A 6,230-nucleotide genomic window follows, 5' to 3' on the forward strand; every position below is an offset into this window, starting at 1 on the left:
TTTGCCTCTTATTTGAATTTTCGAAGAACGTGGCACTAAAGGTGAGTTAAGTCTAATAACACTTAATAAAACCTTAGCGCCACGTTTTTTTATGCTTAATGAATTAAACAGTAACCCTGTATTAATTTGCTTTTATTCGTCTGTAACGTGTATTTCGTTGGATGTAAAAAGTACGCCTGAAATTACAGATCGGTAACTTCACAAACCAAACCTTTCAAGTAATACCCTTCAGGATAACTGCCTATCACAGGATGATCGGTGGCTTGGTTAAGTCGCGCAATAATCTTAATGGTTCTTCCTGCATCCAATGCCGCATCAGCCACAATTTTTTGAAACAGGTCGGCTGGCATCAAGCCAGAACAGCTGAAGGTAAGCAGTAATCCACCATTTCTCACCGCATGAATACCGTACAGGTTTATATCTTTATAACCCCGGGCAGCACGGTTTAGCGAAGCTTTATTGTCGATAAACTTGGGTGGGTCGAGGATAACCATATCAAATTGGTCTTTGCGTTCGTGGTATTCACGCAACTGCTTAAATACATCTTTTTTGACGTAATGACTTTTGCTTTCATCTAAACCATTTAACGCCACATGCTGCTTAGCAAGGTCGAGTGCAGGCTGAGAAACATCCACATTGGTAACCGATTTAGCGCCGCCTTGTAGTGCGTAACAAGAAAAGGTGCCGGTATAGCTAAAGCAATTAAGCACGTCAGCGTCTTTGGCATAATGTGCAGCGGCAGCACGACTATCTCGTTGATCAAGATAAAAGCCTGTTTTGTGGCCGTTCTCTATATCAACAACGATAGAAAGCCCATTTTCTTTTACGGTAACTTGCATAGGTGGCTCGCCGCTCACCACACCTGTAACGGGCTCTAAACCTTCCTTTTTACGTACATCAACATCACTTCGCTCGTAAACGTGGGTACCGGGCTTTAACTTGTTTATTGCCCACACAATTTTATCTCGGTGCTTCTCGGCCCCAGCGCTTAATAGTTGCAATACGGCTACGTTGTCGTACAAATCTATGGTAACACCTGGAAGGCCATCACTCTCAGATGCAATCCAGCGAAATGCATTGGTCACTTCTGGGTCAAATAAACGCATTCTCAAATTAAGCGCAATTTCCATACGGCGTAAAAAGAATGCGTTATCGATGCTTTCTTCTTTACTAAAGGTCCACATGCGTACGCGAATTTGCGAAGTAGGAGAGTAAGCGCCGCGACCTAACCAATCACCTTCTGAATCGAACACATCAACAGTGTCACCTCTGCGCCCTCTACCTTTTAGTTCTGCCACGGCGCTTTCAAACACCCAAGGGTGGCGACGACGAAGGGATTTATCTCTATTAGGGTGCAAAATAACTTGTGATGACATGAAACGTACTCTATTTCTTGAATTAGCTAGGAAGTGGGTATTGCATTGAAAGCCTTTAGCAAGTGAACGGCCCTTGCAACCACACGTAAGCGGCGGGGCGAAGTATAGCGATAAAGCGTTGCCTATGCGAATGATTACCCAGTTTACTGACCAGAACTTAACTATTTTATTAAGTTTGAAAGTAAGTTTGTTTAGGCAGCGCAGGCCATAGATAACACACAGGGTTATAGCAAACTATTGGTAATCATGAGTATTGTTTCAATAACCTTAAGTTACATTGGTTTACGTCTCATTTTGCACAATAAAATAGGTGTTAGCGGTATGAGGCTAAAATTGCCAACTCAATTATGCACCAAAAATTATCACCCACGTAATCATAGGTTAACGTATTTATTCATGCTATCACTAACGTGCAAAGACACACTGCACCCCCAGTGAAATTCCAAAAAAGAGGATACTAATGCAATTTGTAAACTTCGAAAAAGGCTGTGCACCAGAAGACCTAACAATAGCAGAGGTTGATGCGCCCGTACTCACCGACGATAAAGTACTAGTGCAAGTACACGCCTTTGGTGTGAACCGAGCCGATACATTGCAACGCCAAGGGCACTATCCTCCCCCCCCTGGTGAAAGTGAGATTTTAGGGCTTGAGGTTGCCGGTGAGGTCATAGAGGTAGGCGCTACAGTCAGTGAGTGGAAAGTGGGAGATAAGGTCTTTGGATTGGTTGCAGGCGGTGGTTATGCACAGCAAGTTGCTGTTAACCCGCAGCATTTAATGCACGTTCCTGAAAATATGCCGTATAGCACGGCGGCAGGGCTTGCCGAGGTGTTTCTTACTGCATTTCAGTGCTTGCGTCTTATTTCGAACGTAAAACCAGCAGAGCGGGTTCTCATTCACGGTGGTGCCAGTGGTGTGGGATTAGCCGCCACTCAGCTTTGTCATTTTTGGGGAGTAGAAAGTGCAGTTACCGCATCATCCCAAGCAAAGCTAGCGCAGTGTAAGCAAAACGGCGCTAACCTGCTGATAAATTACAAAACGCAAAATTTTGCTGAAGAGGTACAAGCCCATTGGCCTGAGGGCGTGAATATGGTGCTTGATATGGTGGGTGGCGATTATTTAAATCGAAACCTTCACATTCTAAAGCGAGACGGCATTGTCGTTTACCTCGCCATGTTGGCTGGGCGTTATGCCGACAACCTTGATATGGCGTTAATGTTGGGAAAACGAGCCAGAATACAAGGTACTACGCTGCGTAACAGAACCGATGACTACAAAAGCGCGCTTATTAGTGACTTCTCGACAACCTGTTTACCTGCATTCACCTCGGGCGAGCTTAGCGCAAACATAGATACGGTATACGCAATAAGTGATGTCGCAAAATCTCACGCACGATTAGAAAGTAACGACACGCAAGGAAAGATAGTTGTAGAGTGGTAGTGAGACGCGAAAAATAAAAACAATTTAGCGTAATAAAAGAAAAGGCGATGCTGCCTTTTCTTTTCGCAAAATCACTAACCTTTACCTATAGAGGTGTTTGCTTGCAAATCTATTGGCCTTGTAAGCTATTAGCCCTTAAAGTAATTAGCCTGTAAAGCCACTATCTGGCGTTGTTGGTTTGGCTTCTGCCGCGCCACGCGCTAAGTCATCGCAGCGTTCATTTTCAGGGTGACCCGAGTGGCCTTTTACCCAGTGCCAATTAATTTTATGCTTGCTAACTGCCTCATCAAGGCGTTTCCAAAGGTCGGCATTTTTTACCGCTTTTTTGTCTGATGTGCGCCAGCCGTTCTTACGCCAGTTGTGGATCCATTGATTGATACCGTTTTTCACATACTGGCTATCTGTCGTTAATTCAACGTTGCAGGGCTCAGTTAAGCTGTTTAATGCTTCAATAGGCGCCATTAATTCCATACGATTGTTGGTCGTATGCGCAAATCCGCCACTTAGCTCTTTACGGTGACTGTTATAAACGAGTACAGCGCCATAGCCGCCTGGGCCTGGGTTTCCAAGGCATGAGCCATCAGTAAAAATGTGAATGGTTTTTTGAGCCACTGGGTGTCCTTAAATTATTTACTTTCATATTTCGCTTTTCCCTTAGCCTGTGGCGAAGGGGTTGATATACTATCAAAAAACAAAAGGTAAGATTAGAGGAATCATGCGTCAGATTGTACTAGATACAGAAACTACAGGTATCGACCCTAAAGAAGGTCACCGAGTGATTGAAATTGGGTGTGTTGAGCTGGTTAACCGTAAACTTACTGGCAATCACTTTCATGTATACATTAATCCTGGCCGTCAAATAGAACAAGAGGCCATTGATGTTCATGGTATTACCAACGAGTTCTTAACCGATAAGCCTACATTTAGAGATGTAGCCGAAGATTTCGTGAATTTTATTCGCGGTGCTCAATTAGTTATCCATAACGCGCCCTTCGATGTAGGCTTTATGGATCACGAATTTGGGATGGAACCGAAAACCCGTGGCGTTATCACCAAAGATATTTGTAGTGTGCTTGATACCTTGGCGGTTGCGCGCAAAATGCACCCAGGACAAAAGAACAACCTAGATGCGTTGTGTAAGCGTTATGGCATAGACAACAGCCATCGTGAGCTTCACGGCGCATTACTGGATGCTGAAATACTCGCCGACGTATACCTGCTAATGACCGGTGGGCAGACAAAGCTTAATTTGGCATCTAAGGGCAGCGGTGAAAACCAATCAGATGCACTTCGGCGGTTGAACAGAAACGGAAATAAATTAAAGGTTATCAAGGCTAGCGCCGATGAATTAGCACAGCATGAATCCCGTTTAGATATCGTAGAAAAAGCAGGGGGTAAATGTTTGTGGCGCCCAGAGCAAAACGATGCATAGCTAATTCAGGTGCAGGTTATGGTGTGTAGCCTTAGCTACTAGCCGTACTTAACCATTTTTAAAATACATTTCCAAAGGAGCGGGCAACAGTGAAAGTAGGTGTGATGAAACTAGTGTTGGCGTTGTGCCTATTAGGATGTACTGCATCGGTATTTTCACAAGATACTTCGCTGCCAGCTCCGTCATCACAGGACACGCAAGCCGACACTGCGCCTTCACCTATTACTGACTTGGGGGATGAATACGAGAACTCGATTAAATTATTACAGAATCGTTTTCGTATTGACTACAACGTGAAAGAGGTCTCCATGATTTTCTTTCGTGAATACGGCTCTGCTCCCGTAGTATTAGTTCGCCCCGATGGTTCAAAGCTGTTTCAAGGTAGGGTGGACGAGGCCAACGTTAAGTGGTTCGACGCCGATACCTTTGATATGATCACCATTGAAAATCCGATGCCTGGCCCTTGGCAGGCGGTAGGTCAGGTTAACCCAGCAAGTCGGGTTATGGTCATTTCTGATATTAAGCTTCACGCCACACCGCTTCCCAGCATTCTCTTTTCTGGCGAAATATTAAAATCTACAGCTTACCTAACCAATGGTGGCGAAAAAATTGACAACAAACAGTTTCGTGATGTAGTGGAATTGTCTATTGAGTTTGAAAGTGCCAATGACCCCAATTATGACAACTTTGGTGCTAACGAAGCAGAAATCGCAAAGTTTGAAGATAACGGGCGGGGCATGGATGAGCGTCCTATGGATGGGGTGTTTACTGGCCAATTCAATTTAAAAGTGGCGGCGGGTAAATGGCAGCCTGTGTATCGGGTAGACACACCAATGTTCACTCGAGAACAAATTGGTACACCCATTATACTGCACACCAACCCTGTTTATGTAGATGTTGAACTAGACGCTACCGATGGTACGGGAGATGGATATCATATCTTGTCCATCGATGTAGATCGTGAACTCGTCAACATAGAGTCACTTCTTATTGACGGCAAAATTAGATTTCCAAACGCAGATATACAAAACTTTTCGTTAACCGAAGGTGGCGATGGTGTAAGAGAGCACCTTATTGTCGCTTATGAAGAGGGGGTTTATCGCGTTAAGCTAACAGCTTATGGCACAACATCGGATGGCCGAGACTTCATTTTGGATGTGCCTGAGTATAGTTTTTTGGCTGAAGCACCTGCGCCAGAAGTGATAGACCCGTTAATTGACGGAGAAGATCCGATTGTTGATGGTAGTGAAGATCGGCTCGCAATGGGCAACGGTTCAACATCCGCCAATCCAGAAAATACACAATCGATGGTTGAAGATGATGAAATGGATTCAGGTACGCTAACTCTACTTATTGTAGGGGTAAATGGCACGATTATTTTAATAGGTGTTATTGCTGCTGTTATTATTATTATCTTAAAAAGAAGAAAAGCCAGTGGTTCTGCATCTACAAAGTCAGCCACAAAAAAAGAAAATAAAAAAGCGAACAAAAAAATGGTCTCTGAATCTGACTTATCTCTTGATAATGAACCCAAGGGCTTTAAAAAATTACTGGCAAAGTTTAAGAAGTCGAAACCGGTAGAGTAGGGGCAATAAGTAGGCACATTCTTAGCGCTGAATAGCCGTAATAGGCGGACTTTTTTCTATTAATTAATACGAAAGTGCAAATAAGCTATCCTAAGGTGAGCGTGGCCTGTGGGAATAGCATGCTAGTTTTATGTGTACGAATTCCCGCCTGATTGAATTATATTTCAACATTGTGTTTATTTATCGTGCAAACAGTGCCCAGATGACAATTTTATTAATAAAAAGCATTGACTCTGTAAGGTCTAAACCGTATTATCTGCGCCGCAGTGAGGGCAAGGGGTTTTAACAACTCAACTAACTCACTGATAACATTGAAATTGTGGAGCGGTAGTTCAGTTGGTTAGAATACCGGCCTGTCACGCCGGGGGTCGCGGGTTCGAGTCCCGTCCGCTCCGCCA

At 44.0% G+C, this 6,230-nt stretch carries 5 protein-coding genes and 1 tRNA gene; 4 read left to right on the forward strand and 2 right to left on the reverse strand.

Features of this window, described 5'->3' with window-relative positions; translation table 11 throughout:
• Positions 1 to 182: 182 nt before the first annotated feature.
• Positions 183 to 1,376 (reverse strand): class I SAM-dependent rRNA methyltransferase, encoded by a 1,194-nt coding sequence (locus KYS23_RS11080; RefSeq protein WP_218418667.1) that lies wholly within the window; start codon positions 1,374 to 1,376, stop codon positions 183 to 185.
• 460 nt (positions 1,377 to 1,836) lie between these two features.
• On the opposite strand from KYS23_RS11080, the gene KYS23_RS11085 reads away from it, so the two are divergent.
• Positions 1,837 to 2,814 carry an NAD(P)H-quinone oxidoreductase gene (locus tag KYS23_RS11085; RefSeq protein ID WP_218418669.1) on the forward strand — a complete coding sequence of 326 codons (978 nt, stop codon included), beginning with the start codon at positions 1,837 to 1,839 and terminating at the stop codon, positions 2,812 to 2,814.
• 144 nt (positions 2,815 to 2,958) lie between these two features.
• Here KYS23_RS11085 and rnhA read toward each other — a convergent pair whose 3' ends face one another.
• The gene (rnhA, locus tag KYS23_RS11090) at positions 2,959 to 3,426 is read right to left on the reverse strand and encodes a ribonuclease HI (RefSeq protein WP_013784494.1); all 468 of its coding nucleotides are present in this window, start codon (positions 3,424 to 3,426) and stop codon (positions 2,959 to 2,961) included.
• 103 nt (positions 3,427 to 3,529) lie between these two features.
• On the opposite strand from rnhA, the gene dnaQ reads away from it, so the two are divergent.
• From dnaQ to KYS23_RS11105, 3 genes are all read left to right on the forward strand, one after another.
• Positions 3,530 to 4,246 (forward strand): DNA polymerase III subunit epsilon, encoded by a 717-nt coding sequence (gene dnaQ / locus KYS23_RS11095; protein WP_013784493.1) that lies wholly within the window; start codon positions 3,530 to 3,532, stop codon positions 4,244 to 4,246.
• An 89-nt stretch (positions 4,247 to 4,335) separates the two neighbouring features.
• Complete coding sequence (locus KYS23_RS11100) at positions 4,336 to 5,832, forward strand: TIGR03503 family protein (protein WP_218418673.1); 1,497 nt, start codon at positions 4,336 to 4,338, stop codon at positions 5,830 to 5,832.
• A gap of 321 nt (positions 5,833 to 6,153) precedes the next feature.
• Positions 6,154 to 6,230: transfer RNA gene (locus KYS23_RS11105), tRNA-Asp, on the forward strand.

The sequence above is a fragment of the Alteromonas lipotrueae genome (assembly GCF_019249255.1).
GTDB classification, from domain to species: Bacteria; Pseudomonadota; Gammaproteobacteria; order Enterobacterales; family Alteromonadaceae; genus Alteromonas; species Alteromonas lipotrueae.